This window comes from Petropleomorpha daqingensis, assembly GCF_013408985.1.
Lineage (GTDB): Bacteria > Actinomycetota > Actinomycetes > Mycobacteriales > Geodermatophilaceae > Petropleomorpha > Petropleomorpha daqingensis.
The window spans coordinates 2,690,986-2,715,951 of the sequence record NZ_JACBZT010000001.1 but is presented as its reverse complement, the minus strand read 5'-3'; the positions used below and the strand labels follow the sequence as shown (position 1 = coordinate 2,715,951).

The 24,966-nt window shown below is 72.3% G+C and carries 26 protein-coding genes; 16 read left to right on the top strand and 10 right to left on the bottom strand.

The genetic code is table 11. The features are described 5' to 3' along the window. The first annotated feature begins 115 nt into the window (after nt 1-115). The 3 genes from GGQ55_RS13360 to GGQ55_RS13350 are packed head-to-tail and all read left to right on the top strand — an operon-like array spanning nt 116 to nt 3,194. Nucleotides 116-1,519, top strand: a complete 1,404-nt coding sequence (locus tag GGQ55_RS13360) for a class II fumarate hydratase (RefSeq protein WP_179717431.1) — start codon at nt 116-118, stop codon at nt 1,517-1,519. 3 nt (nt 1,520-1,522) lie between these two features. Continuing rightward, nucleotides 1,523-2,485 carry a glycoside hydrolase family protein gene (locus tag GGQ55_RS13355; protein WP_179717429.1) on the top strand — a complete coding sequence of 321 codons (963 nt, stop codon included), beginning with the start codon at nt 1,523-1,525 and terminating at the stop codon, nt 2,483-2,485. Nucleotides 2,486-2,501: 16 nt separating this feature from the next. Beyond that, entirely contained in the window at nt 2,502-3,194 is a 693-nt protein-coding gene (locus GGQ55_RS13350) for an acetyltransferase (protein WP_179717427.1), read from the top strand. A 10-nt stretch (nt 3,195-3,204) separates the two neighbouring features. On the opposite strand, the gene GGQ55_RS13345 is transcribed toward GGQ55_RS13350, so the two are convergent. Further along, nucleotides 3,205-4,125 (bottom strand): GNAT family N-acetyltransferase, encoded by a 921-nt coding sequence (locus GGQ55_RS13345; protein ID WP_179717425.1) that lies wholly within the window; start codon nt 4,123-4,125, stop codon nt 3,205-3,207. Nucleotides 4,126-4,257: 132 nt separating this feature from the next. Here GGQ55_RS13345 and GGQ55_RS13340 point away from each other — a divergent pair, with 132 nt between their 5' ends. The 6 genes from GGQ55_RS13340 (at nt 4,258) to GGQ55_RS27800 (ending at nt 10,832) form a co-directional block, all read left to right on the top strand. Beyond that, the gene (locus tag GGQ55_RS13340; RefSeq protein WP_366489250.1) at nt 4,258-4,710 is read left to right on the top strand and encodes a sugar 3,4-ketoisomerase; all 453 of its coding nucleotides are present in this window, start codon (nt 4,258-4,260) and stop codon (nt 4,708-4,710) included. Further along, the gene (locus GGQ55_RS13335) at nt 4,707-5,822 is read left to right on the top strand and encodes a DegT/DnrJ/EryC1/StrS family aminotransferase (RefSeq protein WP_179717421.1); all 1,116 of its coding nucleotides are present in this window, start codon (nt 4,707-4,709) and stop codon (nt 5,820-5,822) included. Before GGQ55_RS13340 ends, GGQ55_RS13335 begins: the two co-directional genes overlap by 4 nt. Then, nucleotides 5,819-7,162 (top strand): glycosyltransferase family 2 protein, encoded by a 1,344-nt coding sequence (locus GGQ55_RS13330; RefSeq protein ID WP_179717419.1) that lies wholly within the window; start codon nt 5,819-5,821, stop codon nt 7,160-7,162. Before GGQ55_RS13335 ends, GGQ55_RS13330 begins: the two co-directional genes overlap by 4 nt. After that, the gene (locus GGQ55_RS13325; protein ID WP_179717417.1) at nt 7,162-8,451 is read left to right on the top strand and encodes a citrate synthase; all 1,290 of its coding nucleotides are present in this window, start codon (nt 7,162-7,164) and stop codon (nt 8,449-8,451) included. Before GGQ55_RS13330 ends, GGQ55_RS13325 begins: the two co-directional genes overlap by 1 nt. Before the next feature lie 120 nt (nt 8,452-8,571). Next, complete coding sequence (locus tag GGQ55_RS13320; protein WP_179717415.1) at nt 8,572-8,763, top strand: hypothetical protein; 192 nt, start codon at nt 8,572-8,574, stop codon at nt 8,761-8,763. Between the two features lie 158 nt (nt 8,764-8,921). Next, a complete protein-coding gene (locus GGQ55_RS27800; RefSeq protein WP_366489247.1) occupies nt 8,922-10,832 on the top strand; it encodes an NlpC/P60 family protein in 1,911 nt (636 codons plus the stop codon). A 60-nt stretch (nt 10,833-10,892) separates the two neighbouring features. On the opposite strand, the gene GGQ55_RS13310 is transcribed toward GGQ55_RS27800, so the two are convergent. After that, entirely contained in the window at nt 10,893-11,657 is a 765-nt protein-coding gene (locus GGQ55_RS13310; RefSeq protein WP_179717414.1) for a hypothetical protein, read from the bottom strand. Next, complete coding sequence (locus tag GGQ55_RS13305) at nt 11,654-11,998, bottom strand: hypothetical protein (protein ID WP_179717412.1); 345 nt, start codon at nt 11,996-11,998, stop codon at nt 11,654-11,656. Before GGQ55_RS13305 ends, GGQ55_RS13310 begins: the two co-directional genes overlap by 4 nt. A gap of 220 nt (nt 11,999-12,218) precedes the next feature. On the opposite strand from GGQ55_RS13305, the gene GGQ55_RS13300 reads away from it, so the two are divergent. Then, nucleotides 12,219-13,487, top strand: coding sequence for a YncE family protein (locus GGQ55_RS13300; protein ID WP_179717410.1), 1,269 nt, complete (start codon nt 12,219-12,221; stop codon nt 13,485-13,487). A gap of 40 nt (nt 13,488-13,527) precedes the next feature. Here GGQ55_RS13300 and GGQ55_RS13295 read toward each other — a convergent pair whose 3' ends face one another. The 7 genes from GGQ55_RS13295 to GGQ55_RS13265 form a co-directional block, all read right to left on the bottom strand. Beyond that, complete coding sequence (locus tag GGQ55_RS13295) at nt 13,528-14,619, bottom strand: sigma-70 family RNA polymerase sigma factor (RefSeq protein WP_366489245.1); 1,092 nt, start codon at nt 14,617-14,619, stop codon at nt 13,528-13,530. 68 nt (nt 14,620-14,687) lie between these two features. Continuing rightward, the gene (locus tag GGQ55_RS13290; protein ID WP_179717406.1) at nt 14,688-15,125 is read right to left on the bottom strand and encodes a hypothetical protein; all 438 of its coding nucleotides are present in this window, start codon (nt 15,123-15,125) and stop codon (nt 14,688-14,690) included. 199 nt (nt 15,126-15,324) lie between these two features. Continuing rightward, the gene (gene csrA, locus GGQ55_RS28725; protein ID WP_179717404.1) at nt 15,325-15,618 is read right to left on the bottom strand and encodes a carbon storage regulator CsrA; all 294 of its coding nucleotides are present in this window, start codon (nt 15,616-15,618) and stop codon (nt 15,325-15,327) included. A 73-nt stretch (nt 15,619-15,691) separates the two neighbouring features. Beyond that, nucleotides 15,692-16,096, bottom strand: a complete 405-nt coding sequence (gene fliW, locus GGQ55_RS13280) for a flagellar assembly protein FliW (RefSeq protein ID WP_179717402.1) — start codon at nt 16,094-16,096, stop codon at nt 15,692-15,694. After that, nucleotides 16,093-16,995 (bottom strand): flagellar hook-associated protein FlgL, encoded by a 903-nt coding sequence (gene flgL / locus GGQ55_RS13275; RefSeq protein ID WP_179717400.1) that lies wholly within the window; start codon nt 16,993-16,995, stop codon nt 16,093-16,095. The genes fliW and flgL overlap by 4 nt, the downstream gene beginning before the upstream one ends. Before the next feature lie 11 nt (nt 16,996-17,006). Beyond that, nucleotides 17,007-18,419: a flagellar hook-associated protein FlgK gene (gene flgK / locus GGQ55_RS13270; protein WP_179717397.1), complete on the bottom strand. Its 1,413-nt coding sequence runs from the start codon at nt 18,417-18,419 to the stop codon at nt 17,007-17,009. Beyond that, a complete protein-coding gene (locus GGQ55_RS13265; protein WP_179717395.1) occupies nt 18,416-18,901 on the bottom strand; it encodes a flagellar protein FlgN in 486 nt (161 codons plus the stop codon). The genes flgK and GGQ55_RS13265 overlap by 4 nt, the downstream gene beginning before the upstream one ends. Before the next feature lie 165 nt (nt 18,902-19,066). Between GGQ55_RS13265 and GGQ55_RS13260 the strand changes: the two genes are divergently transcribed. The 6 genes from GGQ55_RS13260 to GGQ55_RS13235 all read left to right on the top strand — a co-directional run bounded on the left by GGQ55_RS13260 (nt 19,067) and on the right by GGQ55_RS13235 (nt 24,917). Further along, complete coding sequence (locus GGQ55_RS13260; protein WP_179717393.1) at nt 19,067-19,981, top strand: sigma-70 family RNA polymerase sigma factor; 915 nt, start codon at nt 19,067-19,069, stop codon at nt 19,979-19,981. 132 nt (nt 19,982-20,113) lie between these two features. Continuing rightward, the gene (locus GGQ55_RS27790) at nt 20,114-21,406 is read left to right on the top strand and encodes a flagellin N-terminal helical domain-containing protein (RefSeq protein ID WP_179717391.1); all 1,293 of its coding nucleotides are present in this window, start codon (nt 20,114-20,116) and stop codon (nt 21,404-21,406) included. 110 nt (nt 21,407-21,516) lie between these two features. Continuing rightward, a complete protein-coding gene (gene fliD / locus GGQ55_RS13250; RefSeq protein ID WP_179717389.1) occupies nt 21,517-22,944 on the top strand; it encodes a flagellar filament capping protein FliD in 1,428 nt (475 codons plus the stop codon). Nucleotides 22,945-22,997: 53 nt separating this feature from the next. Continuing rightward, nucleotides 22,998-23,384: a flagellar export chaperone FliS gene (gene fliS / locus GGQ55_RS13245; RefSeq protein WP_179717387.1), complete on the top strand. Its 387-nt coding sequence runs from the start codon at nt 22,998-23,000 to the stop codon at nt 23,382-23,384. Then, the gene (locus tag GGQ55_RS13240) at nt 23,381-23,740 is read left to right on the top strand and encodes a hypothetical protein (protein ID WP_246323808.1); all 360 of its coding nucleotides are present in this window, start codon (nt 23,381-23,383) and stop codon (nt 23,738-23,740) included. Before fliS ends, GGQ55_RS13240 begins: the two co-directional genes overlap by 4 nt. 88 nt (nt 23,741-23,828) lie before the next feature. Beyond that, nucleotides 23,829-24,917 carry a glycosyltransferase family protein gene (locus GGQ55_RS13235; protein ID WP_179717386.1) on the top strand — a complete coding sequence of 363 codons (1,089 nt, stop codon included), beginning with the start codon at nt 23,829-23,831 and terminating at the stop codon, nt 24,915-24,917. The last annotated feature ends 49 nt before the right edge of the window (nt 24,918-24,966 follow it).

Below are 24,966 nucleotides of genomic sequence, written 5' to 3'. Positions count from 1 at the left end.
CCTAGGTGCGGGCGGGTACCGGAACCGCGGAGGCGACCCCTGACCCCTCCGAACGGGGGATCTAGGGTCGCTCCTGGAGCAGCATCCCCATCGACACCACCGCAGGAGCGCAGCAATGCCCGCAGACCAGGACGGCGCGGAGTTCCGCATCGAGCACGACTCCATGGGCGAGGTCCGGGTCCCGGCCTGGGCCAAGTGGCGGGCGCAGACGCAGCGGGCCGTCGAGAACTTCCCCATCTCCGGCACCCGCATCGAGCGGGAGCTCATCGCCGCGCTGGCCGCCATCAAGGGCGCCGCGGCCGCGGTGAACACCGACCTCGGCGTCCTCCCCGGCGAGGTCGCGAAGGCGATCGCCGACGCCGCCGGCGAGGTGGCCGCGGGGAGCTGGGACGAGCACTTCCCCATCGACGTCTTCCAGACCGGCTCCGGGACGTCGAGCAACATGAACACCAACGAGGTCATCGCCTCGCTGGCCACCGAGGCGCTCGGCAAGCCGGTGCACCCCAACGACCACGTGAACGCCTCGCAGTCCTCGAACGACGTCTTCCCCTCGGCGATCCACGTGGCGACGACGCGGGCGATCGTCCGCGACCTCATCCCGGCGCTGCGGCACCTCGAGTCCTCGCTGTCCCGCAAGGCCGAGGAGTTCGCGACGGTGGTCAAGAGCGGCCGCACCCACCTCATGGACGCCACCCCGGTGACCCTCGGCCAGGAGTTCGGCGGGTACGCCGCGACCGTCCGCTACGGCGTCGAGCGGCTGCAGTCCTCGCTGGCGCGGATCGGCGAGCTGCCGCTGGGCGGCACCGCCGTCGGCACCGGCATCAACACCCCGCCCGGGTTCGCCGCGGCGATCATCGACAAGCTGGCCGCCGAGCTCGACCTGCCGCTGTCGGAGGCGCGTGACCACTTCGAGGCGCAGAGCTCCCGCGACTCGCTCGTCGAGGCCTCGGGCCAGCTGCGCACCATCGCCGTCGGGCTGGTGAAGATCGCCAACGACCTGCGCTGGATGGGTTCCGGCCCCCGCACCGGGCTCGGCGAGATCAACCTGCCCGACCTGCAGCCGGGCAGCTCGATCATGCCGGGCAAGGTCAACCCGGTGATCCCCGAGGCGACCGTCCAGGTCGCCGCGCAGGTCATCGGCAACGACGCGGCCGTCGCCTTCGCCGGCACCACCGGCAGCTTCGAGCTGAACGTGACGCTGCCGCTCATGGCCCGCAACGTGCTCGAGTCGATCCGGCTGCTGGCCAACGTGAGCCGGCTGCTGGCCGACCGCTGCGTCGACGGCATCACCGCCAACGTCGAGCAGTGCCGTGAGTACGCCGAGTCCTCCCCCTCGATCGTCACGCCGCTGAACAAGTACATCGGCTACGAGGAGGCGGCGAAGGTCGCCAAGCAGTCGCTGGCCGAGCAGAAGACGATCCGCCAGGTGGTTCTCGAGCGGGGTTACGTGGATCGCGGCGAGCTCACCGAGCAGCAGCTCGACGAGGCGCTCGACGTCCTGTCGATGACCCACCCCTGAGCCGTGGGCGACCCGGGCCCCGACGCGGGCGCCATGGAGTGGGAGAAGCTCGGCCTCGTCTGGACGGCACCGGCCACCAGTGGACGCACCGGCGCGCTGCAACCCACCCCGCTGGTGCTCGACGACCGCATCCGGGTGTTCACCGGCTGCCGCGACGCCGACGGCGCCAGCGCCGTCTGGTGGGTCGACCTCGACCCGGAGGACCCCACCCGGGTCCTGGCCGAGGCGACCGAGCCGGCGCTCGCGCCCGGCCCGCCGGGCAGCTTCGACGCCGCCGGGGTCGTGCCGTGCGCCGTCGCGAGGGTCGGGGGCCAGGTCCGGCTGTACTACGCCGGGTACCAGCCCCCCGGCGGACCCGGCGAGCGGTTCCGCGTCTTCTCCGGGATCGCCACGGCGCCGGCCGGTGAGACGGAGACGTTCACCCGCCTCCGGGAGACGCCGCTGCTGCGCACCACCGCCGACGAGCGGCTGTTCCGGGTCGTGCACTCGATCCTGCCTACTACCGGCGGGTGGCGCTCCTGGTACGGCGCGGGGCACGAGTTCCGGCAGGGCCGCACCAAGCTGCTGCCGGTCTACGACATCCGGCAGATGGACTCCCCCGACGGCCTGGACTTCCCCGACGCGGGGGAGATCGCCGTCCCGCTCGCCTCGCCCGACGAGCACCGGGTGGGCCGGCCCTACGTCGTCCCGCACGACGGCGGCTACCGGATGTACTTCGGCGCCGGCACCGAGGAGACCACGTACCGGCTCACCTTCGCCGACTCCGCGGACGGGCGGACGTGGCACCGCCACGACGGACGGCTCGGCCTCGACGTGAGCCGGTCGGGCTGGGACTCCGAGATGGTCGCCTACCCGGCCGTGGTGACCACGCCGCGCGCTACGTTCCTGCTCTACAACGGCAACGGCTACGGCCGCGACGGGTTCGGCGCGGCCGTCCTGCGCCGCCCGCTTGCGCTGCAGACCTGACCCCGGGGAGGGCCGCATGGCCGCGAAGAAGCCGATCGTCATCGTGGGTGCCGGCGAGACCGCCGACATCGCCTACGAGTACTTCACGGTCGACTCCGATCGCGAGGTCGTCGCCTTCTCCGTGGAGCGGCAGTACCTCCCCGACGGCCGGTCCCAGGCCGACGGTCTGCCGTTCGTGGCCTTCGAGGACCTCGCCGACACGCACCCTCCGGCGCAGGTCGACACGTTCGTGGCCCTCTCCTCCACCTGGCTGAACCGGGCCCGCGCCCGGCTGTTCCGCGCGGTCAAGGAGCAGGGCTACACCTGCGCCTCCTTCGTCAGCCCGCACGCCTTCGTCTGGCGCACCGCCACCGTCGGCGAGAACTCCTTCATCTTCGAGAACAACGTGCTCCAGCACGGGGTCGTGGTCGGCGACGACGTCGTGCTGTGGAGCGGCAACCACATCGGCCACCAGACCGTGATCGAGGACCACGTCTTCATCGCCTCGCACGTGGTCGTGTCCGGGTTCTGCCGGATCGGCAGCTCGACCTTCATGGGCGTGAACGCCTCCGTCGGCGACGGCGTCACCATCGGGGCCGACAGCGTGGTCGGGGCCGGCGCCGTCGTCGTCAAGGACCTGCCGCCGCGCGGGGTCTACGTGGGCAGCCCGGCCAAGCCGACCGGCGGCGACCCCTTCGACTCGTTCAAGGTCCCGGCCGAGCAGCGGTGAGCCCGGGCGGTCAGCCGACTGCCCGCGTGAACACCTTCCGGGTGCCGGGGACGCCCCCGATGCTGCGCTTGAAGTTGACCAGCCCGACGTTGGGTGTGCCGTCCTTCTCGCTGGACGGACCCAGGTCGAGCAGCCGTGCTCCCCGCTGCACGGACCCGGTGACCAGCAGGTGGGCCAGCAGGTCCATCGGTGAGGTCCGGAGGTCGTGGGCGGCGTCGCCCCAGGCGACGAGCAGGTCGACGTCGTCGAGCACCCGGTAGACCACAGCGGCGGCCACCGGCTGCCCCTCCACCCGCAGGAGCAGCAGCCGGACCCGGTCGGGGAACGCGGCCCGGGCCCGCTCGAGGTAGTCCCGCGGCAGGCCGGCCGGTCGCCCGTGCGCAGCACGGTTGGTGGCGAGGATGCCGTGGAGCGTGGTGAGGTCCTCGCCTCCCGTCGCCTCGACCAGCTCGTGCGGGGCGGCGAGCGCGGCGCGCAGGAGCGCCCGCTTGTTCTTGCGCACCAGCGAGAACGGGTCGGCGCCGGCGTGCAGCGGCTGCAGGTCGACGTGCTGGTTGAGGTCGCAGTGCTCGACGGCGAAGCGGCGGTGCAGCAGGACGTACTCCAGCAGCGGCTCGGCGGCGGAGTACACGGGCGGACGGGCACGCAACCGCACCGTGCGCACACCGGCCTCCGCTGCCGCGGCCAGCGCCCCGTCCACGAGATCCACCAGCTCGTCGACCGTCGGGTCGGCGCGGACCAGATCGGGGCCGCCGAACGGCGCGCTGTGCCCGGACAGCAGGACGCCGTCGTCGACCACCCCGTCGAGGACGCCGACGAGCCGGCCCTCCCGGTGGTGCTCGTACCGCCACCGGTCGGCTGCGGGGACGGCGTTGAGGTCGTGGAACCGAGGGTCGCAGAACAGCAGTCCCCCACCCAGCAGCTGCCTCACCGATGCGCTCCCGTCCTCGTCCGTCGGTTCCACCGATCCTCTCCCCTGCCGATGACTGAGCCCGTGACGACCCAGCTCAACCCTGCCGGCACGTCCTCGCGCGACCGCCGGTCCGGCCTCCCCGGACGCCGCGTGACCGACTGGAACCCCGCGCCTGAGGGCAACGGCGCCGGCTGCCGCATCGTGGACCTCCCGCGCATCACCGATCCTCGCGGCAACCTGACCTTCATCGAGGGCGGCTCGCAGATCCCGTTCGACGTGGCGCGGGTCTACTACCTGTACGACGTGCCGGGCGGCGAGTCCCGCGGCGGGCACGCGCACCAGCAGCTCGAGCAGCTGATCATCGCGGCGGCCGGCAGCTTCGACGTCATCGTCGACGACGGCACCGAGACGGCGCGCTTCCACCTGAACCGGTCCTACTACGGCCTGTACGTGCCGCGGCTGACCTGGCGCGAGCTCGGCAACTTCTCCTCCGGCAGCGTGTGCCTCGTCCTCGCCTCGCAGCCCTACGAGGAGGCGGACTACCACCGCGAGTACGACGGGTTCCTCGCGGCCCGGGCCGTGGCCGACGGAGCGGCCGGGTGACCACCACGTCGACCACCGTCCCGTTCCTCGACCTGAGGGCCCTCCACGCGGAGCTGCAGGACGAGCTGGACGCCGCCGCTCTGGGCGTGCTCCGCAGCGAGCGGGTGCTGCTGGGGCCCGAGCTGGAGCGCTTCGAATCGGCGTGGGCGCAGGCGGTCGGTGCCGGTTCCGCGGTCGGCGTCGGCAGCGGCCTCGACGCCCTGGTCCTCGCGCTGCGGGCCCTGGACGTCGGCCCCGGCGACGAGGTCGTCGTGCCGGCGCACACGTTCGTCGCCACCTGGCTGGCGGTGCTGCACGTCGGTGCCACGCCGGTCCCGGTGGACGCCTCGCCCGAGACCGGCACGTGGGACGTCGACGCCGTCGCGGCCGCGATCGGCCCCCGCACCCGCGTGCTGCTCCCGGTGCACCTGTACGGACAGCCGGTCGAGCTCGACCCGCTGCTCCGGCTGGCCGAGCGCCACGGCCTCGCCGTGCTCGACGACGCGGCCCAGGCGCACGGCGCCCGGTACGGCGACCGTCCCGTCGGCGGGCTGACCACGCTGACCGCCTGGAGCTTCTACCCCGGCAAGAACCTGGGCGCGCTCGGGGACGGCGGCGCGGTGACCACCTCGGACCCCGCCCTCGACCGGCGGCTGCGCTCGCTGCGCAACTACGGCTCCGCGGAGAAGTACGTCCACACCGAGGTGGGCTGGAACAGCCGCCTGGACGAGCTGCAGGCCGCGTTCCTGTCGGTCAAGCTCGCTCGGCTCGACGAGCACAACGCCCGCCGTGCCCGGGTCGCCGACCGGTACGCCGCGGAGCTCGCGGGCACCGGACTGCTGCTCCCGGCGACGGCAGCCGGCACGACACCGGTCTGGCACCTCTACGTCGTCCGCACGCCGGCACGCGACGCGCTGCGCGAGCACCTCGCCGCGCACGGGGTCGAGACCGGCATCCACTACCCCGTCCCCTGCCACCACCAGGCGGCGTTCGCCGACTCCCCGCTGGGCCGCCTCGCGCTGCCCGGCGCGGAGCAGCTCAGCCGGGAGGTGCTCAGCCTCCCCATGGGCCCGCACCTGTCCGACGCGGACCAGGACCGCGTGATCGCCGCGATCAAGGAGTTCCGCCCGTGACCGAGCCCCTCGTCAGCGTGCTCATCCCCGCCTACAACGGCGAGCGCTTCCTCAAGACCGCGGTGCGCTCGGCGCTGGACCAGAGCTACAAGAACATCGAGGTGATCGTCGGCGACGACGCCTCCACCGACCGCACGCCGGAGATCCTCGCGGCCCTCGCCGCCGGCGACCCGCGCCTGCGGGTGATCCGCCACGAGGCGAACGTCGGTGGCTTCGAGAACCCGCGGCTGCTGTTCGGCGAGGCGCAGGGCGAGTACGTGAAGTACCTGCTGCACGACGACGTGCTGGCCCCCGACTGCATCCGCGTGCTGGTCCGCGGGCTGCAGGCCACGCCGGGCGCCGTCATGGCCTTCTCCCGCCGCAACCTCGTCAACGAGGACGGCCGGCCGATCCCGGGCGGGGAGCTGAAGCCGCTGCAGGACAAGGCCGGTCCCATCGACGGCTGGGAGCTGGGCAACGCCTGCCTCGAGGCCGGTTCCAACATCATCGGCGAGCTCACCACCGTGCTGTTCCGGAAGGACGCCGTCACCACCGACTTCATGTGGCAGGTCGACGGTCGGCGGCTCGACGTCCTCGGCGATCTGAGCCTCTGGCTGCGACTGCTCGCCCGGGGACCGGTCTTCTACAGCCCGCAGGCGCTCAGCCGCTTCCGGCAGCACTCCACGCAGACCTCCCAGGACCCGCGGCTGATCGCCCGCGGCATCCGCGACTGGCCCCGGCTGCTCGACTGGGCCGTCCGGCAGGGCTTCCTCACCGACACCGCCCAGCAGCGCCGCGCGTTCGCCCGGATCCTCGCCGGCGCGGCGGCGCGGGTGCACGCCCTCGCCGAGGGCCCGGCGTTCGTACCCTCCCTCGAGGCCGTCGTCCTGGCCACCGCCCGGCTCGTCGAGCTCGGCGCGCGGAACCCGGGCGCCCTCGACCGCCCGCTGGAGCAGCGGGCGCACGGGGAGCAGGCGCTCGCCCACCTGGCCCAGGAGCTCGACGTCTGGTTCGACACCTTCCCGGTCGCGGTGGCCACGGCCACGGCGGACGCCGAGGCGGTGCGCACGGCCGTGCGGGGCTTCCGGGACGTCCAGGACGCCGGTGCCGCCACCCGGTTCGTGCTCGCGGTGGAGCCCGGCGCGCTCGAGCAGTGCGCACCGCTCGTGGCCGACGCCGACGCCGGCGCCGACCTCGACATCGAGCTCGTGCCGACCGATTCACCTGCGTCGTTGTTCCGGACAGGGTGGCTCGCGGTCACGCTGAGGGACGACACCTGGCACGAGGGACGGGCCGACGCGGTCTGGTACGTGGATCCGCCGCGCGTGCTGCGGGGAGGACGCAGTAGCGTCGACGCTTGATGAGCGAGACAGATGTAGCCCTGCGCTACCCCGGTGGAGAACTGCCCCTTCCCGTCGTCAAGGCGACCGAGGGCGCAGACGGCATCGACACGAGCAAGCTGCTGGCGACGACCGGCCAGGTCGCGCTCGACATCGGCTTCGTCAACACGGCGTCGTGCACGTCGGCGATCACCTACATCGACGGTGACGCGGGCATCCTCCGCTACCGCGGGTACCCGATCGACCAGCTCGCCGAGCAGTCGAGCTTCCTGGAGGTCACCTACCTCCTGATCTACGGCGAGCTGCCGACGGCCGACGAGCTGAACGCGTTCGACCAGCGGATCCGCCGGCACACGCTGCTGCACGAGGACCTGAAGCAGTTCTTCAACGGGTTCCCGCGCGACGCGCACCCGATGCCGGTGCTCTCCTCGGCGGTCAGCGCCCTGTCGACCTTCTACCAGGACTCGCTGGACCCGTTCAACCACGAGCAGGTCGAGCTGTCCACGGTGCGGCTGCTGGCCAAGCTGCCGACGATCGCGGCCTACGCGTACAAGAAGTCGGTCGGCCAGCCGTTCCTGTACCCGGACAACTCCTGCGGGCTGGTCGAGAACTTCCTGCGGATGACCTTCGGGTTCCCGGCCGAGCCGTACGAGCAGGACCCGGACCTGGTCAAGGCCCTGGACATGCTGTTCATCCTGCACGCCGACCACGAGCAGAACTGCTCCACGTCGACGGTCCGCCTGGTCGGCTCCTCGCACGCCAACCTGTTCGCCTCCGTCTCGGCGGGCATCAACGCGCTGTTCGGCCCGCTGCACGGCGGGGCCAACCAGTCGGTGCTGGAGATGCTCGAGGCCATCCAGAAGGACGGCGGCAACATCCCACGCTTCGTCGAGCGGGTGAAGAACAAGGAGCCCGGCGTCAAGCTCATGGGCTTCGGGCACCGGGTCTACAAGAACTACGACCCGCGCGCGGCGATCGTGAAGCAGACCGCCGACCAGGTGCTGGACAAGCTCGGCGGCAACAACGAGCTCCTCGACCTGGCCCGCCAGCTGGAGGAGATCGCGCTGTCCGACGACTACTTCATCCAGCGCAAGCTCTACCCGAACGTCGACTTCTACACGGGCCTGATCTACCGGGCGATGGGCTTCCCCACCCGGATGTTCACCGTGCTGTTCGCGCTCGGCCGGCTCCCCGGCTGGATCGCGCAGTGGCGCGAGATGATCAACGACCCGGCCACGAAGATCGGCCGGCCGCGCCAGCTCTACACCGGCGCCACCGAGCGCGACTACGTGGACGTCGCCAAGCGCTGATCGCTCTCCCGCGGGGCCGGTGTCGTCGACACCGGCCCCGCGGCACGTCCGCGCCCGGGTGTCCTCGCTGGTCGGGGGCCCCTACGGTGGGTGGGGCACCACGCTTCCTGGAGGACGCCCATGGCAGAGCCACCCGCCGAGGACGTCCTCGTGCTGCCCCCGATCCCGCTGGCCACCGGCAGCCTCCTCGAGCCCGAGGACGACGGCGAGCCGGTCCGCATCACCAAGCTGGAGTTCGTCGTCTCCACCGAGGACGGCGGCGAGCTGCGCATCCCCCTCGTGCACCGGCACGGCGCGTGGTGGGCGCCCTGATCGGGTGACGATCCCCTGATTTCACCCTCCCCCCATGGGGTGAGAGCACCTCCCCGGCCTCTCCGGCCGCCCCGCCGGCCCGTCGATGGACGGCTAGCGCTCCGTTGCGAACCCGCACGGAGCCGGCCATCGCCGACGAGACCGCGGGGGACGACGCAGTGCCCGGAACACGCACGGCCGCGTCGACCCGTACGGCCTCCGGCCGCCCGGCGTCCGGCCGTCCCGTGCTCACCGCGCGCGAGGCCGCCGCCCTGCAGCAGCTGCTCGCGGAGCGGGCCGCGGCGGAAGGCCGCCCGATCCCGCGCCAGGTCGTCCGGCAGCCCAACCGCAAGAAGCCCGCCTCCCGGCGGCCGCGGACCCGTGCCGCCCGAGAGGCGCGAGCGGCGCAGCGGAAGCTCACCCGCCGGCGCTGGGCCAAGCGGCTCGCGCTCGGCGTGCCCGTGCTGGCGGTGCCGGCCCTGATCGCACTGCTGCTGCCCTCCGGCGCCGCCCCGCCGACGACCGGCCCGCCGGCCGACGCGACCTCGCTGGCCCTCACCGCGCAGACCACGCTGCTCGACGCCGCCGGTCGCTACCGGCAGATGGAGCAGCAGGTCACCCAGCGCACGGCCGAGCTGGCCACGACCGAGCAGGCGTTGAGCGACGCCCGCGCGGCCGACACCGCCGCGCGAGCCGCCGTCGGCAGCTCGGCCGCCGACCTGTACCGCGCGTCCCCCACCAGCCGCTTCCCCGTGCTGGGCCTGGACGCCACCGACCCGGCCGGCGCCGCCGACGCCCTGACCCTGCAGGCCGTGGCCGACGACGCCGACGAGCGGCTGCAGGGCGCCGTCGTGCGCGCCGACCGGGCCGCCGACGCCGTGGCCACCGCCGAGCAGAACGTCGCGATCGCCCGCGGCGCGCTGCGGGTGGCCGAGGCGCGGGCCGCCGACGCCCTGGCCGCCGTGCGCGCGAAGGCCGACGGCCTGCCCACCGACGTCACGCTCACCCTCGCCGGGCTGAGCACGGCCGTGTCCGGTCCGCAGCAGGACCGCAACGCCGCCGCGCAGCAGCGCTGGCAGGCCTACCTGTCCTCGCTGGCCTCGGCGGGGATCGTCCCGCCGTCCGCGACCGAGCTGGCCGATCCCTCGACCATGCCCGCCGGCTTCTCCCCCGCGCTCGACGCGAGCGGGCAGCCGATCCCGGGCGTGGCCTGGGCGATCATCGGCAGCAGCCCGGTCACCGTGGTCTCCTCCGAGACGGTGGCCGCGGTGAGCACCGCGCTGTCGCAGCTGGGCAAGCCCTACGTGCCGGGTGCGACCGGTCCGGACGCCTACGACTGCGGTGGCTTCACCTCGTCGTCCTGGCTGCTGGCCGGGTACGCGCTGCCGGTGAGCCCGGCCGACCAGTGGGCGGTGAGCGCCGCCGTCCCGGTGGAGCAGCTGCAGGTCGGTGACCTGGTCGTCGGCGACGGCGGGCTCGACGTCGGCATCTACCTGGGCAACGGGGAGATGGTCGGCTCGTCCGGCAAGGACTTCCTCGTCGAGGTGCGCGCGGTGCCGGCCGACGTCCGCGCCGTCCGGGTGACCCTGGACCTGCCGTCGACGCCGAACCCGGCGCTGACCCCGGCCGCCGGCATGGGCGCCTGCGGTGCGCCGCTGCCGCCGGCGGTGGTGGCGAACCCGGCGTGGGGTGGCTATGCCAACGGCCGCATCCCGGCGACCTCCCTGTGCCCGCTGGGCGTGGCCGGCCACCGGCTGCGCTGCGACGCGGCGGCGTCCTACGCGGCGATGAGCGCCGCCTTCGCCGCGGCGTTCGGCACCCCGCTGTGCATCACCGACTCCTACCGCGACTACGCCGCCCAGGTGGCCGCGTACCGGGCCAAGCCGCGGCTGGCCGCGTGGCCGGGGACGTCGAACCACGGGTGGGCGCTGGCCGTCGACCTCTGCGGCGGCATCAACATCGCCTACAGCCCGCAGTGGACGTGGATGCAGGCCAACGCCGGGCGGTTCGGCTTCATCAACCCGCCGTGGGCGCAGCCGGGCGCCGAGAAGCCCGAGCCCTGGCACTGGGAGTACGGCAACTTCGGCTAAGCCTCGGTGCGCTTTATCGCGACAAAGCACGCGTGCTTTATCGCGATAAAGCGCGGGAGGTCAGGTCCAGGGGAGGTCGGCGAGGGCGCGCCAGGGCAGGATCACGCACGCCTCGCCGGTCTCGCCCGCGAGCCGCGCGGCCACGGCGGGCCCGGCGCAGGCGACCGGACGGCGCGGCGTCACGACCACCGACATCTCGGCCAGCTCGAGGCCGGCCGCGGCGGTCCGGGCGATCATCCGCTCCGGCGCCACCAGGCCGGCGGTGGCCAGCAGCGGCGCGGTCGGGTGCGACCAGAGGCCGACCGGTCCCTCGATCCGCAGGTCCAGCTCCACGGCGTCCGCGCGGCCCAGGGCGGCCGAGCGCACCCGGTGCAGCAGCCGCAGGTCGACGGCGGCCGAGGGAGTCCAGGGCACCAGCACGTCCCGACGGCGGACGACGACCCGCCAGCCGATCCGGGTCTCCGTGGCGTCGGCCCAGTCGAGCACGGCGATGCCCGCGATGGCCGCGGCCTCGTCGCTCACCGGGCGCCGGTCGACCCAGGCGACCAGCGCCGCCTCGATCGCCTCCGGGGTGGCCCGCACGCCCGCGTCGGTCATGTCCGCGGCGAGATCGGCGAGGTGCACGCGCAGGTAGCGCTCGTCCTCCTCGAGGACGACGACCGGCCCGTCCGCGGCGCGGTCGACCACGGAGATGCGCAGCTGCGCGGTGGCGAGGTCGGGCAGCACCGCGTCGATCGCGTCGCGCAGGTCGTCGACGTCGACCGGCTCGGGCCGCAGCCGCTGCAGCAGGCCCAGCGAGGAGCGCCCGAAGGGGCCGTCCCTCACGCGTGCTCCCCCAACAGCACCGCCCGCAGGTGCGCCGGCAGCGTCGGGACAGCGAGGACGCCGGCCAGTTCCGCGGCGGAGAGCCGGACCGGGAGGACGTCGGCGTCCCAGCCGGTGGCCATCCGGACCCGGGCGGCCGAGGCCGGCCAGACCGCATCGCGCGCGGCGGCGACGTGCAGCTCGGTGAGCACGTCCTGCAGGTGGATCGCGGCGACGGGGTGCACCGGTCGCCCGTCGATCGCCGCGCGGATCGCCGCGGCGAGCTCGTCCCGCTGGGCGGAGGTCAGCCAGTGCGGTACGAGGACCTGGGGCGCCGGGTCGCCTGCGTAGATGGCGGTCACCGGTGCCCCTCCCCCGTTCGGCGCGGCGGCCCGGCTGCTGTGCAGCGGCTGGGAATCCGTCGCGATGTCACGGGTTGGATATCGGCAGCGGGAGAGCCCGATGGACCCGGGTCACGGGCGAAATCCGACAGCGTTCGCGGCGGATGCGCGTAACTGTTGCAGGCGAGGCGCGTTCTTCCCGGGAAAGCCGGATCTGCCCCACCGCCCGGGAGGCACCTCCATGCGCCGCACCGCCGTCCTCACCCTCGCCGCCGCGCTCGGCGCGGGCGTGCTGTCCGCCTCCGCCGCGCAGGCGGAGACCGCAGCTCTGCGCAGCGTCATGTTCGTCGGCAACAACTGGGACGGGACGGCGACCATCGTCGACGCCGTCACCCACGAGCCGCTGCGGACGATCGACACGATCCCCGACCGCGACGCGCGGATGACCGAGATCCTCACCCACCCCGACAAGCTCGCCTTCTACCTGGCGATCAACCAGGGGGTCGGCGAGGGGCACGACCAGTACACCGACGACATGTTCTCCACCCCGGACGGCACGCTGGTCGCGGTGAGCCGGCCCAGCTTCGCCGACGTGGTCGGCATCGACCTGGCCACCGGCTCGATCGTCTGGCGCTTCCCGATGGAGGGCTACCGCGCCGACCACATGGCGGTCTCCCCCGACGGCACGCGGCTGCTGGTCAGCGACTCCACCGCTAACAAGGTGCACGAGCTCGACCTGCGCACCGGGGTGAAGCTCCGCGAGTTCGCCTCGGGCGACACCCCGCACGAGAGCAACTACACGCGCGACGGCTCGCGGATCTTCCACGCCAGCATCGGCCGCGTGTACACGCCCGTCGACCGCCCGGAGCTCGGCGTGGCCTACGACACCGAGAAGGGCGAGCGGGTCTTCCAGATCGTCGACAACGCCACCTTCGCCGTCACCGAGCGGTGGGACATGGGCAAGGAGCTCGCCGAGGCCGGCTACCTGGGCATGAGCTCGGCGGTCCGGCCGATGGCGATCGCTCCGGACGAGCGGTACGTCTACCTGCAGGTGTCGTTCTTCCACGGCTTCGTCGAGTTCGACACCCAGGCGCCCGACCCGACCGTCACCTACCCCGGCGAGCCGACGGTCGGCGCGGTCACCCGGGTGGTCCCGCTGCCGGACCGGACGAACGGCATGCCGCGCGAGCAGTACCTGCTCGACAGCGCGCACCACGGCATCGCGATCGACCGCACCGGGACGACGCTGTGCGTCGCCGGGACGATGGACGACTACGCGGCCCTGGTCGACCGCGCCTCGGGCCGGTACTCGATCCTCGACGTCGGCGCCAAGCCCTACTGGGCCACCGACGGGCCGAGCGGCGACGAGTGCTGGGTGTCGATCAGCGGTGACGACCGGGTCGCCGTCCTCGACTACGCGACCGGGCAGCAGGTGGCCACCGTCCCGGTCGGCGACCACCCGCAGCGCGTCCGCCCGGGCGTCATCACCGAGGACGCCCTGGCCAGCTGAACCGGCGTCCTACCTCAGCGCAACGGCTCCTGGCCGAGCGCTAGTCGGCCAGTTCGGCGAGGCGGTCCTTGAGCGCCTTCTCCACGCGGTCGGCGTAGACGTTCATGTTGCGCACCGACGTGTTGAGCTCGTTGGACAGCTGCGTCTTGGTCCGGCCACCCCAGGTCGTGAGGTACCAGGTCGCCCAGCCCAGCACGTTCGGCTGGCCGGCCCGCTGGTCGCGCCGGGCATCGGGGTCGGGGGCGCAGGCGGCGGTCAGCGCGTGCGAGAGGAGGGTCTGCTCGGCCTCGCCCATGATCTCGTCGGGCGCCTCGGAGGAGTCCGGGAGCAGCACCTCGGCGGTGTCCGGCCCGCCGTCCAGCGACTGCAGGTTGCGCAGCCCGTTCAGCGTCGCCACGGTCTGCGAGTTGCGCCGCAGCGTGGCCACGCTCTGCCCCATGAACGCGGCCAGCTCCTTCTCGCTGGGCCGCCGCTGGTGCTCGGCGATGAAGGCCGCGATCGCCTTCTGCTGCTTGTGCTCGGTGTCGGCGGCGGTGCGGCCGTGGGCGTTGCGGCCCAGGTCGTGCACCCACTTCGACAGCTGGGTGGCCAGGAACGCGCCGAAGGGCACGCCCTTGGTCTCGTCGTACTGGCTGACCGCCTTGAGCACCCACTCGTACACCTGCTGGCCCAGGTCGTCCGGGTCGGGCAGGTGCAGCCGGATCGTGCTCATGTTCCGCTGCAGGCGCTTGAGGCTCACCGGCCCGTAGTGCCGGCAGAGATCGGCGAGGAACGCCGGCGGCAGGTCGCGCGGGCTCCGCCGGCGGACGTCGGTCTCGGCCCGCAGGCCCACGGTGCTCGCACCGTGCCGTGCGCACCACGCCTTCACCCAGTCGGCCAGCACCGACGCCGAGCCGGGCGCGCCGTCGACGCGGTAGAGGCCGTCGCCCTGGTCGTAGCTGACGGTGACGCCGTCGGGGGCGTCGGTCCGGAACTCCTCGAGGGGCAGGTCGCGGTCGACGCGGAAGTGGACACGGTCCCGCGGGGTGATCGGCACGCGCTCCCAGCCTTCGGCCTCGGGGAGGCCGCCGAAGACCAGCGGGGCGCGGACAGCGGACGACGGACGGGACGGGGACAGCAGACGGTCGGACACCGGCACTCCTGGTACTGCGGGGAAGAAGAGGGAAGCCCGGAGGGCGGGAGAGGCCTCGACGTCGAGGATCAGGCGGAGATGCGCTCGGCCGCAGCGACCGTGCGCGGTGCCGGCACCGACTCGAGCCCGGCGCCGCGCGCAGCGCTCTCGACCAGGGCGGCCGCCGCCGTGCGCTCCTCGGCGCTGGGCTCGGCGGTGTACACCGGCATGTGGTCGTACAGCGCGGTGAACAGCGCGCTGACGAACGCGTAGGCGGCCTGGGCCTGCGGCGAGAACTTGGCGATCGCCGCGCGCGGGCCCAGCTCGACACCGACGGTCAGCCGGACGACGCGGTCGTCCTTGCTGACCCCGCTGATCGCGAAGGCGACCGTCTCGTGCTCAGCAGCCAGCGCGGCCAGCGCGGCCAGGCACTTGCGGGTCGCGCCGCGCCGCGGGCGCAGTTGCACGTGCACGACCACGGTCTCGTTGTCGACCGCGGCGGTGCCGCTCATAACACTGCGTTCCATGGTGATCGCCCCCTGTTTCGTGCCTGGGGGAAATCTGCCTCATGGAAGCCCGATCGGCGGCACACAACATGCCGTGTCCTACGCAGTTATGACGGGGTTGGTTCGGCAGGTCTTGCCCGTGTCGCACAGCGACGAGCCCGCTAGGCAGGACTCGCTGGCGAACGGTGCCAAAACTGACCGAACCGCCCCGCGACATCTGTCAGGACGACGGCTGCTCCGCGGCGCTCTCCGCCTCGTCGGCAGCGGCCTCGGGCTGCGCCGCCGCCGGGACGGGCACGAACGCGGCCAGCGCGCCGAGGCTGTCCGCCGTCACCTGGGCGGCCAGCAGGTTGGCCTCGGCGATCTGGCGGTAGACCTCTTCGCGGTGGATGGGCACCTCGCGGGGGGCCTTGAACCCCAGCCGCACCGTGCCGCCGCGGACCTCGACGACGTGCACCTCGATGTCGTCGCCGATGCGGATCGTCTCGCCGACGCTGCGCGTGAGAGTGAGCATCTGTTACCCCTCCATGGGTTGTGGTGGCCTCCTGGCACGGGCGGCCGGCCTCAGCCTCCGCCGCCCAGCATCGTTATCGGCGCAGGGGACGCCGGATCGGATGCGTCCCGTCGGCGAGCACGACCTGGCGGGCGCGTCCGGCGGCGGGGTTGACGACGACGGGAGCCCGCAGGTTCGCCGTCGCGGCGCTGACGTCCCCGTTCGGGACGGTCAGCAGGCAGTACAGCTGCGCGTCGGCCGGGTCCTCCAGGTCCAGCTCGGCGCAGACGGTCCCGGGCAGGACCGGGGCGTAGTCGGGGAAGTAGCGGGCCGGGGGCACGGCCAGGAACCGCGGACCGTCGGGAGCCATCGACTGCAGCCAGTACACCAGCCCGTCGTTGTCGGCGCCGACCAGCACGTAGTCCCGGTGCTTCGGGAACCCGGGCAGCGGGTCGACCAGCCCGAGCACCACGACGGATGCGGGCAGGACGGCGGTCACTTGAGGAAGTCGAGCAGGGTCGGCTGGATCACCTTCGCCGTGGCCTGCAGAGCCGCCTGGTAGCCGTTCTGCTGCATCTGCATTTCCATGATCGTCTTCGGCAGGTCGACGTCCTCGGTGTCGCTCAAGGTGGTCTTCAGGCTCAGCGCCTGGCCCGTGTTGACCGTCCCCGCTGTCTGCATGCGCGACGACCGGGTGCCGATGTCGGCGGCGGCGGCGAGCAGGCCGTCCCGGACGGTGTCGAGGTCCTTGAGGTCGTCGGTCAGCGCGGTGGTGTCGGCGACGTTGGCGACGACCGAGTTGATGACCGAGAACAGGTCCTTGCCCGACGCCGGGTCGCCGAACGCCTCGGGGCCGGTCATGTCGACTCGGATGGTCTCGACGTCGGACACGCGACGGGTCAGCGGCTGGACGGCGACTCCGCCGGTCCCGCCCACGCCGACGTACGCGCCGCTGTCGTCGTAGGCCTTGCTCCCGGCGGTCACGCCGCCGAAGAGCGGCCGGCCCTGCACGACCTGGTTGGCCTGCCCGAGCAGGCTCTGCCGGATGCCGGCGACCTCCGTGGCGATGGCCTGCTGCGACGCCTCCGACTGCGCGCCGCCGTTGAGCGCCTGCACGGTGAGGTCCCGCACCCGGGCGAGCTGGCTGAGCATGTCCTGGATCGACGAGTCGGTGGCGTCGAGGAACGTCTGCCCGTCGGAGATGTTGCGGGCGTACTGGGCGTTGCCCGACATCGCCTGCCGGGTGATCAGCGAGGTGTTCGTCCCGGTCGGCGAGTCCGAGGGCCGGCTGATCGTCTTGCCCGAGGTCAGCTGCTGCTGGAGCCGGTTGTACGCCGCGAGGTTCGAGTTCAGCCCCTGCAGGCTGTTCTGGACGATGGCGCGCTGGGTGATCCTCATCATCGTCTACGTCACCGCACCATGTTGATCAGCGTGTCGAGCATGTCGTTGACGGCGGAGACGAGCTTGCCGGCCGCCGCGTACGCGTGCTGGTACTGCAGCAGGTTGCTCATCTCCTCGTCGAGGTTGACGCCCGAGACCGACTCGCGGGAGGCGTCGACCTGCGAGCTGATCACGCTCTGCGCGCTCAGCCGGTTGGTCGCCGTGGAGGCCTGGACACCGAGGCCCACGATCATCTTCCGGTAGCTGGCGTCCGTGCCGGTGGTCGACAGGCTCAGCTGGTAGATGGCGTCGGCGTTGGTGCTGTCGCCGGAGGCGCTGCCGCCGGCCGCTGCCGGGGACAGCGTCGAGGCGGCGAGCTTGCGGCCGTCGGTGATCGCCAGGGTCAGGTTCGCCGCGGTGATCTTCGTGGGGTCGCCGGCGCCGTCATCGAGCAGCGCCACGCCCTGGACGCCGTCCTGGTCGTAGCCCGCCTGGTGCGCGGCGTTCAGCTCGGTCGCCAGGTTCTTCGCCAGGCTGTCGATCGCGTTGCGGTACTGCGGGATCGTGGACGTCATCGCCGTGAGCTGCCCCTCGGCGGTGCCGCCGGGGCGCACCAGCGTGCCCACCGGGTCGGTGACCACCCGCGGCGGGTCGGTGGCCAGGTCATCGGGGTCGCTGCTGCCGACCAGCTGCAGCTTGAGCGCCGAGCCCCCGGAGACGAGGGTTGCGCCCCCGACCGAGACGGTGATCCTGCCGTCGTCCGCCGGGGCCGACGTCGCGCCGATCTGCTGCGACAGCTGGAGCACCAGCGCGTCCCGCTTGTCGGCGAGCTCGTTGCTCGGGAGCCCGTTGATCGTGGCACGGCGGATCGACTCGTTGAGGTCGGCGATCGACGAGGCCGTGGCGTTCACGTCCTGGACCAGCGTCTTCAGTCCGTCGTAGTTGCCGCCCCACTGCTGGTCGAGCGCCGCCCGGGTGGTGCGGATGCCGGACACCAGGGTCTGCGTGCGCTCGAGGACCTCGCTGCGCGGACCGGGGTTGGTGGAGTTGTCGTGCACGTCGCCCCAGGCCGCCCACATGTCCGACAGCTGCGCCTGGATGCCGGTGTCCCCCGGCTCGCGGAAGGCGTCCTCGATCTGCGAGTAGGTCGTGTCGGCCACGGTCATGCTGGCTGTGGTGGCCTGCTCCAGCTGGGCGCGCGACTCCAGGAAGGCATCGCGGATCCGGCTGACCTTCTCGGCGCTGACGCCCTCGCCCACGTTGTTGTTGACGGCGTACGTCGCCGGGACGGCGGTGCCGCCGAGCGACTGCAGCTCGGCCCGCTGCCGCGAGTAGCCGACCGTGTTCATGTTGGCGATGTTCTGGCCGGTCACGTCCATGGCCCGCTGCTGCGCCCAGAGCGCCGTGCGCGCCGTGTTCAGACCCGAGAAGGTCCCGCTCACAGGGCACCGTCCAGGGTCACCGCGCGGTGGTCGCCGTTGTGCGTGCGCCCGGTGGCGCCGTAGGTGCCGGCGCTCGGCGAGCGGACCGACAGCAGTGCGTCGCCCAGGACGGCCATGCCGCCCTCGATGAGCTCGCGGTTGGCGTCGGACAGGCTGCGCAGGTCGGTCACCAGGACCAGGAGCGCCTCGTGGTGCTTGGCGAACAGGTCGTTCCACGGCGTCGGCGCCTTCTCGGCGACCTGCCGCAGCGACGGGTTCGCGCCGAGCCCGAGCTGCACCGCGAGCGCCTCGGTCGCCGCCGCGCGCTCGACCTCCAGCGTGCGCAGCTGGTCGAGGACGACCTCGATCTCGTGCGCGATGCGGGCCAGCCAGCGCGTCTTGCCCGTGAGGATCAGGTACTGCTTCTCCTCGGCCTTGAACAGCAGCAGGTCGAGCAGCTCCTGCTCGCGCCAGAGCAACGTCGACAAGTGCTGGTAGTCCACGCCGTCCACCGCCTTCCTCTTCTCGCTTTGTCGACACCTGCATCGGCACGCCGGCGGAGGGGGTCAAGCCGAAATCCGGACACGAGCGAGTGATGCGTTCGGGCGCCGGAGGAAATCTGCCGACGACGGTGCGGTGGGGTGCCCAACCCGCCGAGAAGGAACGGCGTGAGACCTGCCCGCGCCCTGGCGACCGATCGCCCCGGCTCCCGGACGCCGCACGAGCGGCGATCGGCGGCCGACGTCGACGCGCTGGTGACCGAGCACCTGCCTCTCGCGCACTTCGCAGTCAATGCGGTGGCCTCGCGGATCTCCCTCCCGGGCCACGTCAGCCGCGACGACCTGATCTCGTGCGCGCAGCTGGCCCTGGTCGAGGTCGCCCGCCGGTTCGACCCCTCCGCCGGCGCTTCGTTCGCCACCTATGCCCTCGCCCGGCTGCAGGGCGCCGTCCTCGACGAGCTGCGCAGCGGTGACTGGGCCAGTCGCTCGGTCCGCGCCGCGGCCCGCCGCACCGACGCCGCCGCCGACGCCCTGGCGATCCAGCTCGGCCGGCCCCCCACGCGGGCCGAGCTGGCCGAGAGCCTCGGCGTCCCGCCCAGCGAGCTGGACGCCCTGCAGGTGGACGTCCACCGCGCCGTCATGGTGAGCATGGACGCCGACCACGGCACCGACGGCGGCTCGTTCGACCTGCCCGACACCGGCGAGTCCCCCGAGCGCGCGCTGCTGCGCAGCGAACGGGCCCGGCACCTGCAGGACGCGATCCGCGCCCTCCCCGACCGGCTGGACGAGGTCATCGAGCGCAATTTCTTCGGTGACGAATCCCTGACCGAGATAGCGGAGGATCTCGGAGTCACGCTCTCGCGCGTCTCGCAGATGCGCGCCCGCGCGCTGACGCTGCTGCACGCGGCGATGAGCGAGGTCTGGGACGGCAAGCCGGTCCCGGCCGACGGCGGCGTCCGCGCCCGCAACCAGCAGCGGATGTACGTCGATCGGGTGACCGGGCGCAGTCCTGCCCCACCGCTCCCCACCCAGCGCACCGCCTGGCAGGTGCCCGGTCGGGGCACCACGGCCCAACCCGCTTGAGGGAAAGTCGTCCGAACTTTCGTCCCATTCGCCTCAAGTCGGGGCGACTCCGGGCCGTAATTCTCTCTGCAAGCAACCCGCAGCACGGATGCAGCGGGACACCCCCGAGACCCGATTCCAAGGAGGAACACCGTGGGTCTGAGCGTCAACACCAACGTTGCGGCGCTGAACGCGTACCGCAACCTGAGCACCACCCAGAACTCGCTGAACAAGTCGCTCGAGCGGCTGTCCTCGGGTTACCGCATCAACAAGGCCGCTGACGACGCGGCGGGTCTGGCCATCTCCGAGGGCCTCCGCTCGCAGATCGGTGGCCTCACCCAGGCCGTCCGCAACACCCAGGACGGCACCAGCGTCGTGCAGACCGCTGAGGGTGCGCTGTCGGAGACCACCTCGATCCTGCAGCGCATGCGTGACCTGTCCGTACAGGCGAGCAGCACCGGTTCGCTGAACGACGACGCGAAGGCCAGCATCCAGAAGGAGATGAGCCAGCTCAAGTCCGAGCTGACCCGCATCTCCGACACGACGACGTTCAACGGCACCAAGCTGCTGGACGGCAACTACAAGGGCACGTTCCAGGTCGGGGCCAACGCCGGTCAGACCATCTCGGTCAACATCGGCAAGGCCATGAGCGCGGCCGGCCTCGGCGTCGACACCGTCGACGTCACCGCGGCCGGCAAGTACTCGGCGGCCTCCGCCGGTACCGCCTCGGGCACCGTGGTCACCACGACCGCCACCTCGGCGGCCTCGGCGGCCATGAACTTCTACAACGCCTCGGGTGTCACGCTCACCGGTGCCAGCGCCGACTCGTCGGACTACACCAGCCTGACCGGCACGATCAGCTTCGGTGGCAAGACGTTCGACCTGTCCTCGGTGGACTACTCCAACCTGGACAACGACAACGACCCGAGCACCTTCGCCACCTCCGCCCAGGCCCTGACCGCCCTCAACACGGCGGCCAAGGCGGCCCTCGGTCTGACCACCGACCCGTTCGCCTCGGCGGCCAACGGTCTGACCTTCGGCATCCGCGAGGCGGTCACGGACTTCACCGGCGCCAACGGTGCGGCCCTGACCTCCACCAGCGGTGGCACCACGTGGGCCAACCCGGCCCAGCTGGCGGCGGCGACCCCGACCTTCAGCGGCTCGAGCGGCGCCTCGAACGCCATCAAGGCGATCGACGCGGCGATCAAGACGGTGTCCTCGCAGCGGGCCGACCTGGGTGCCATCCAGAACCGGTTCGAGCACACGGTCAACAACCTGAACACGGCCATCGAGAACACCACCGCCTCGGAGTCGCGGATCCGCGACACCGACATGGCGTCGGAGATGACCAACTTCACGCGCGCCCAGGTCCTGACCCAGGCCGGCACCTCGATGCTGGCCCAGGCCAACCAGTCCACCCAGTCGATCCTGAAGCTGCTGGGCTGACCTGAGTAGCACCACCTAGCACCACCCGGTGAGGGGGGAGGCCCCGGCCTCCCCCCTCACTGCGTCCCACCGACGGCGAGAGAGAAGGAACTGCTGTGGCAGGCGTGAGCATGGGTACCGGACTGACCTCCGGCATCGACTACACCACGATGATCACGCAGCTCATGCAGATCGAGGCCCAGCCGCAGCAGCTCCTGCAGAGCAAGCTCGCCGACGTCCAGAAGCAGGCCGCCGCTCTGCGGCAGGTCAACACCTCCTTCGCCACCCTCGGCTCCGCCGCGCAGGCCCTGACCAAGGCCGCGGCGTGGAACCCCGCGAAGGCCACCAGCACCAGCAGCACGGTGAGCGCCAGCGCCTCGGCCGGCGCGCTCGCCGGCTCCCTCTCCTTCACCGTCGACAAGCTGGCCAGCGCGCACTCGGTCGCCTCGACCGCGACCTGGACCAACACCACCGACGCCTTCGGTCTCGGCTCGACGCTGACCTTCAAGGACCTCGGGGAGACGTCGGAGTTCGGGCACGTCGACCTGGTCGACTCCGACGCCGACGGCAAGGTCTCCCTCGGCGAGGCGGTCGCCCAGATCAACAAGGCCAACCTCGGCTACACGGCCACAGCCGTGAACACCGGCTCGGGCTACCAGCTGCAGGTCACCTCGACCGCCACCGGCACGGCGAAATCGTTCGCGATCGTCTCCGACACCCAGCCCTCCTCGGCCTACGGCGTCGTGAGCGCCGGGCAGGACGCGCAGATCACCATCGGCGACGGCGCCGGGAAGATCACCGCGAAGTCGGCCACCAACACCTTCACCGGCGTCATGGACGGCACCACGTTCACCGTCAGCCAGACCGGCGTCTCGACGACGCTCAAGGTCGGCACGGACACCGGCGCGATCACCTCCGCCGTCTCGTCGATGATCGACGCGGCCAACAAGGCGATCCAGGCGGTCAAGGACAACACCGACTCCAGCGAGGGCAGCACCGCCGCGCTGAAGGGCAACTTCTCCCTCATCCAGCTCGCCGACCAGATCCGCACGAAGCTCAGCGACGCCATCGCGGTGCCGGTCTCGTCGGACTACCCGACCGGGTCGGCCTCCCCCGCCTCGATCGGCATCCAGCTGACCAAGGACGGGACGATCACCTTCGACGCGGGGAAGTTCTCCGCGGTGCTGTCGAGCAACCCGGCTCTGGCCCAGCAGATCGCCGGCGGTCTCACCGGCGTCGGCCTGGACGGGGCCGCCAACACCCCCGACGACACCGTCGACACCGACGGCCTGGCCGCCCGCCTGTCGGTGCTGGCCGAGATGGCGAGCGACTCGGTGTCCGGGTCGCTGGTCACCATGGCCAACGGGTCGGACACCACGGCCAAGGACATCCAGAGCCAGATCGACGCCTGGACGCTGCGGCTGCAGCAGCGCAAGGACACCATGACGGCCCAGTTCAACGCGCTGGAGACCGCGCTGTCGTCGCTGCAGAGCCAGGGGAACTGGCTCACCTCGCAGATCAACGGCCTGCCGAAGTGGTCCTCGTCGTCCAGCAGCTGACCCCGGACCCGCCCGGCCCGAACCCCTGAACCACTCCCAGGAGAGCCTTCCCCATGAGCACCGCCGCCCTGCGAGCCCGCTACCTGAACGACCGGGTCGCCACCGCGTCTCCGCAGCAGCTACTGGTCATGCTCTACGACCGGCTCGCGCTCGACCTCGAGCGCGCGGAGGACCTGCTGGTCCGCAGCGACCGCGACGCGGCCCGCGAGCAGATCCAGCACGCGCAGGACATCATCGTGGAGCTGCACGCCACCCTGAACGTGGACGTGTGGGAGGGCGGCCCGCGGCTGGCCGCGCTCTACGTCTGGCTGATCCAGGAGCTCATCCAGGCCGGCATCAAGGGCGACCTGCGCCGCGTGCGGGACTGCCGCAAGGTGGTCGAGCCGCTGCGCGACGCGTGGCGCGAGGCCGCGGCCTCGCTGGCGGCGCTGCCGGCATGACCGCCGGCGGGCGCTTCGTCGCCGGCGGCGACGGGTCGACGCCGACGACGTGGGAAGCCGCCCTCGACGACCTCGAGGGCCGGGTCGTCGAGGCCGAGGCGACCCTGGCCCGCGGCCGCGCCGAGGAGATCGCCGCCTGGGGGAACCGTTCCGCGGACTGGGTGCCGCCCAGCGGCCTCGGCCCGCTGCCGGACGACCTGCGCGAGCGCGCGGCCCGCCTGCTGCAGCACCAGCTCGCCGTCGCCGAGCGGATCGTCGAGCGCATCACCCAGAGCCAGCGTCAGCGCGACGTGGCCGCCCGGATGTCCTACGGACCGAGCCGGCCCGTCGCCACCTTCTTCGACCAGGCCATCTGAGAGTTCCGTCAGGGACGTTTCGTCACCTCGCGCAGTCGGACTGCCGATGACTGTCGGGAGTACCCGGCAATCGAAAGGTCCCCGTGCCATGCGCGTCCTCGTCGTCCACTCCGCCGGAAGCGCCGGCTCGATCCACTACCGCGTCACCGAGCCGGTGCGTGCGATCCGCGAGTCCGGCATCGACGTCGACATCCACACCACGGTGGGCCTGACGACGACGGTGCGCGACGACGCGGTCGTCGACGTCGAGGTCGGCGACTTCGACGTCGTCGTCCTCCAGCTGCCCAAGACCGAGGCGATGCTGCAGAGCCTGCGGATCCTCAAGGACAAGGGCCTGGCCGTCGTGGTCGAGGGCGACGACCTGCTCTCCGGCGTCCCCTACGGCCACATGGCGCACGGCGCGCTGCTGCGCAAGGGCATGGCCCGCATGATGCTGGAGTGCGCCCGCGAGGCGGATCTGGTCACGGTCTCGACCCCGGCGCTGCTCGAGGAGTACGCGTCGCACGGCCGCGGCGTCGTCGTCCCCAACGCGCTGCACCGCAGCCTCGCCGAGCTCCCGCCGGCCTACGAGCGCGACGCCGAGACGGTCGCGGTGGGCTGGACCGGCAACGTGCTCGGGCACCCGTACGACCTGCAGGAGATGGGCTCGGGACTGCGCCAGGCGCTGGACCGGACCCGCGGCCGCTCCCGGTTCGTCGTCTTCGGCCAGAAGTGGGACGCCTGGTCGCGCCTGGGCCTCACCGAGGACCCGGAGGAGATCCCCTGGGTCAAGGACACCTACGAGTACGTGACGCGGATGGGCGAGGTGTTCGACATCGGCATCGCCCCGCTGCGCATGGACCGGTTCAACGAGTGCAAGAGCTGGCTGAAGCCGCTGGAGTACTCGGCCCGCGGGGTCTTCTGCGTGCGCGCCCGCACCCCTGAGTACGAGCGGCTCGGCCTGGGCCTGCCGGCGAAGTCCCCCAAGGACTGGGCGAAGTGGGTCGCCACCGGCATCGAGGACCTCGACCGCCGCCGGGAGCTGGCCGCCGCCGCCCGCGACAAGGTCCTCGCCGGCCACCTCACCGAGCACACCGCTCCCCGGTGGGTCGACGCCTGGCGTACGGCCCTGGACAACTCGGCGAAGCGCCGCGGCGCCGGCCGTCCCACCGCCGGGCTGGCCCCCGCCGCGCGCTGACGCCACTCCCCCGCGACCTCCGACGCCCGGGGTCCCGCCTACCGGTGGG

Bases quoted from the DNA above. Each gene is read 5' to 3' on its own strand.
- GGQ55_RS13360 (WP_179717431.1), top strand. From the start codon at position 116: ATGCCCGCAGACCAGGACGGCGCGGAGTTCCGCATCGAGCACGACTCC.
- GGQ55_RS13350 (WP_179717427.1), top strand. From the start codon at position 2,502: ATGGCCGCGAAGAAGCCGATCGTCATCGTGGGTGCCGGCGAGACCGCC.
- GGQ55_RS13325 (WP_179717417.1), top strand. From the start codon at position 7,162: ATGAGCGAGACAGATGTAGCCCTGCGCTACCCCGGTGGAGAACTGCCC.
- GGQ55_RS13320 (WP_179717415.1), top strand. From the start codon at position 8,572: ATGGCAGAGCCACCCGCCGAGGACGTCCTCGTGCTGCCCCCGATCCCG.
- GGQ55_RS13300 (WP_179717410.1), top strand. From the start codon at position 12,219: ATGCGCCGCACCGCCGTCCTCACCCTCGCCGCCGCGCTCGGCGCGGGC.
- GGQ55_RS13290 (WP_179717406.1), bottom strand. From the start codon at position 15,125: ATGGAACGCAGTGTTATGAGCGGCACCGCCGCGGTCGACAACGAGACC.
- csrA (WP_179717404.1), bottom strand. From the start codon at position 15,618: ATGCTCACTCTCACGCGCAGCGTCGGCGAGACGATCCGCATCGGCGAC.
- flgL (WP_179717400.1), bottom strand. From the start codon at position 16,995: ATGAGGATCACCCAGCGCGCCATCGTCCAGAACAGCCTGCAGGGGCTG.
- fliD (WP_179717389.1), top strand. From the start codon at position 21,517: ATGGGTACCGGACTGACCTCCGGCATCGACTACACCACGATGATCACG.
- fliS (WP_179717387.1), top strand. From the start codon at position 22,998: ATGAGCACCGCCGCCCTGCGAGCCCGCTACCTGAACGACCGGGTCGCC.
- GGQ55_RS13240 (WP_246323808.1), top strand. From the start codon at position 23,381: ATGACCGCCGGCGGGCGCTTCGTCGCCGGCGGCGACGGGTCGACGCCG.
- GGQ55_RS13235 (WP_179717386.1), top strand. From the start codon at position 23,829: ATGCGCGTCCTCGTCGTCCACTCCGCCGGAAGCGCCGGCTCGATCCAC.